This is a genomic window from Albidovulum sediminicola (assembly GCF_025751575.1).
GTDB lineage: Bacteria > Pseudomonadota > Alphaproteobacteria > Rhodobacterales > Rhodobacteraceae > Albidovulum > Albidovulum sediminicola.
In genome coordinates this window covers 1-2,630 of sequence record NZ_JAOWLA010000049.1, presented here as the reverse complement: position 1 = coordinate 2,630, position 2,630 = coordinate 1, and the positions used below count along the sequence as shown (strand labels likewise).

At 67.3% G+C, this 2,630-nt stretch carries 3 protein-coding genes; all 3 read right to left on the bottom strand.

The annotated features are described in order from the left end of the window. A partial coding sequence (locus OE647_RS19970) for an enoyl-CoA hydratase (protein WP_263723523.1) occupies positions 1-799 on the bottom strand: 799 nt, incomplete at its 3' end. A gap of 25 nt (positions 800-824) precedes the next feature. Next, entirely contained in the window at positions 825-1,274 is a 450-nt protein-coding gene (locus OE647_RS19965; RefSeq protein ID WP_263723522.1) for an OsmC family protein, read from the bottom strand. A 46-nt stretch (positions 1,275-1,320) separates the two neighbouring features. Further along, entirely contained in the window at positions 1,321-2,463 is a 1,143-nt protein-coding gene (locus OE647_RS19960) for a glycine cleavage T C-terminal barrel domain-containing protein (protein ID WP_263723521.1), read from the bottom strand. Positions 2,464-2,630: the final 167 nt, after the last annotated feature.

Genomic DNA, 2,630 nt, shown 5'->3' with positions numbered 1-2,630 from the left:
ACTGATCGAGCCACTTTGGGGTTCGTTTTTCGATGAAGGCAGCGATGCCTTCCTGGGCGTCTCGGGCGAGCATGTTTTCGACCATGACGGCGGAGGCGTGGTCATAGGCCTCGGCGAGCGGCATTTCGCGTTGCGCGTAGAAGGCGCGCTTGCCGGTGGCGAGCGTCATGCTGGACTTGGCGGCGATCTTGCGCGCCATCTCCAGCACCGTCTGGCCCAGCAGGTCCGGCGCGACGGCGCGATTGACGAGGCCGGTCTCGGCGGCGCGGGCGGCGGGGATCATGTCGCCGGTCAGGAGCATCTCCATCGCGTGCTTGTTGCCGAGGTTACGCGACAGCGCCACCATCGGGGTGGAGCAGAACAGCCCGATATGGACGCCGGGGGTCGAGAACTGCGCGGTCTCGGCGGCCACGGCCAGGTCACAGCTGGCGACCAGCTGGCAGCCCGCCGCGGTCGCAATGCCCGTGACCTCCGCGATGACGGGTTTCGGGCAGGTCACGATCGCCTGCATGACGCCCGAGCACATCGCCATGACCCGGGTGAAGTAGGCCCGGCCGCGATCCGGGGCCGCGCGGCCGGCGGTCATTTCCTTCAGGTCGTGGCCGGCGCAGAAGGCCGGCCCGTTGGCGGCCAGCACGACGACGCGCACCGCCGGGTTCGTCCCTGCCTCGGCAAGCGCGGCGCCAAGCGCGCCCAGCATCGCCTCGGAGAGCGCGTTGCGGCGGCGGGGGTCGTTCAGGGTCAGGCGCAGGATGCCCTCGCCGTCCAGCTCGCGGAGCAGGATGTCGCTGTCTTGCATGGGGTCCCTCATGGGCCGGGGGAGGCTACAGGATGTTGATCTCGACGCTGTCGGCGAGCGTGTTGGCGATGAAGCAGTAGCGATGCGCGCGGTCCTGCATCTCCTCAAGCTCCTTCGCCCCGACCGAGAAGCCGGTGTCGAAGCGCACCACCGGGTGCAGGTCGATGCGCGTGACCGACATCTGCCCCTTCGGGTTCTTGCCCAGATGGGCGACGGCGTGGTCGTGGTAGCTGGCCACCGGCCAGTCCGCCTTGGCCGCGAGCGCGAGGAAGGTCATCATGTGACAGCTCGACAGCGCCGAGGCGAGGGCCTGTTCGGGGTTGGTGTTTTCCGGCTTGCCGCCCCAGTCCGGGGCGGCGTCCACTTGCACCTCATGGGTGTTGTTGTAGTGCACGGTATGCTCGGCGGAGTATTTGCCCGGCTGGAGGCCGGGGCCCGTGCGGTGCCAATGCAGGTCGATCGAAAGCTCGGACATGTCTCGGGTCTCTCTGTCGCGGGGGTCTCTCTGTCGCGGGGGGTGTTCAGGCGGCGGCGAGCTTTTTCTGCGGATCGTAGAAGGGACGTTCCACGATCACCGCGCGCGCCGTGCCGGAGGCGGTGACGACCTCGACCTCGGTGCCGATCTGCGCCGCATCCGCCGAGACCATGGCCAGGGCGATGTTCTGCTTCAGCCGCGGCGAATGGATCGCCGAGGTGACCTTGCCGATGGCCGCCCCATCCTTGCGGATGGTCCAGAACGTGGTGTTCGGCCCCTTGAGCGGCGCGCCGTCGAGGACCAGGCCCACCTGCTTGCGGCGCACCCCTTCGTCCCGGATGCGGCGCAGCGCCGCCTTGCCGATGAACTCCGCCTCGATGTCGAGGTTCACCAGCCGGTCGAGCCCGAGCTCATAGGGGTTGGTGTTGATGTCGGCATCGGCGTGGTAGGACAGCATCCCCCCCTCGATGCGGCGGATCGAGGAGGTATGGCCCGGCTTCAGGCCAAACGGCTTGCCCGCCGCCATGATCTTTTCCCACAGCTCGTCGCCGCGCGATCCGTCCTGGAGGTAAAGCTCATAGCCCAGCTCGCTCGACCAGCCGGTGCGCGACACGATCAGCGGGATGCCGTCCAGCTCCACCGCGCGCAGCCAGTAGTATTTCAGGTCCATGATGGCGTCGCCGAAGAGCGCCTTCATCACCTCGCCCGATTTCGGACCCTGAAGCTGCAGCGGCGAGACATCGGGTTCGCCGATCGTGACATCGAGGCCCGAATGCACCGCGACGCCCTGCGCCCAGAGCAGGATGTCGCTGTCCGCGAGCGAGATCCAGAAGTGGTTCTCGGCCAGGCGCAGCAGGATCGGGTCGTTCAGGATGCCGCCCGCCGCATTGGTGATCAGCACGTATTTGCACTGGCCGACCGCCATCTTCGACAGGTCGCGCGGGGTCAGCATCTGCACGAATTTCGCCGCATCCGGGCCGGTGATCTCGACCTGGCGCTCAACCGCGACGTCGCACAGGATCGCCTCGTTGATCAGGTTCCAGAAGTTCTGCTCCGGGTCGCCGAAGTCGCGCGGGATATACATGTGGTTGTAGACGGAGAACCCCTTGGCGCCCCAGCGGACCGTCGCGTCGAAATAGGGGGACTTCCGGATCTGCGTGCCGAAACCGAAATCTTCTGCGTGTGCCATGATGCTTGCCCTTGCTGGCGCGTCCCGGGCGGGCCGCGGCGTCCTCGATCTGGGCCTGAGTTCTAAGCGCGAAGGGCCCCCGGCATCGGGCTGAAGATCGCCCCGCCACAGACCGAACGGACCAAAGATCGACCCCGCCCAGACCGTTCGGTCCGCAGGCTCGGCGG